1 protein-coding gene is annotated in these 701 nt (G+C 52.8%); it reads right to left on the reverse strand.

What is annotated here, in order from left to right; translation table 11 throughout:
- Window positions 1-701 (reverse strand): GTP-binding protein (locus tag Q8W32_RS16550; protein ID WP_305415693.1); only part of this gene is annotated, 701 nt, incomplete at its 3' end.

Below are 701 nucleotides of genomic sequence, written 5' to 3' on the forward strand. Positions count from 1 at the left end.
ATAGAGAATACGTCTTCGATTGGCATGATGAAGTCACCATCGATCGCACGCTCTGGCTCTGGGATGTAGGAATCCAGAGTTTCTACCAGGGTTTTAACCGCAGTAGTACCCATTTCGTTGTCATCCTGGCCGTTCAGGGCCATCAGGGCAGAACCCGGGATGATTGGTGTGTCGTCACCTGGGAAGTCGTATTCAGACAGCAGGTCACGCAGTTCCATTTCAACCAGTTCCAGCATCTCTGCGTATTCTTCTGAGTCTGCGCCACCGCAGTCTTCAGCCAGCAGGTCTGCCTTGTTCAGGAAAACGACGATGTAAGGTACGCCAACCTGACGGGACAGCAGGATGTGTTCACGAGTCTGAGGCATTGGGCCGTCAGTAGAACCACATACCAGGATAGCACCGTCCATTTGCGCAGCACCGGTGATCATGTTTTTCACATAATCCGCGTGTCCTGGGCAGTCTACGTGGGCGTAGTGACGGCTTGGAGATTCGTACTCAACGTGAGAAGTTGAGATAGTGATACCACGCTCACGCTCTTCTGGTGCGTTGTCGATACCGTCGAATGCAACGGCTGCGCCGCCCCATACTTCAGCACATACGCGAGTCAGAGCCGCTGTCAGAGTGGTTTTACCATGGTCAACGTGACCAATAGTACCTACGTTTACGTGGGGTTTGGAACGTTCAAACGTTGCCTTAGCCAT

It is taken from the genome of Oceanobacter sp. 3_MG-2023, assembly GCF_030688925.1.
Classification (GTDB): Bacteria; Pseudomonadota; Gammaproteobacteria; order Pseudomonadales; family Oceanobacteraceae; genus Oceanobacter.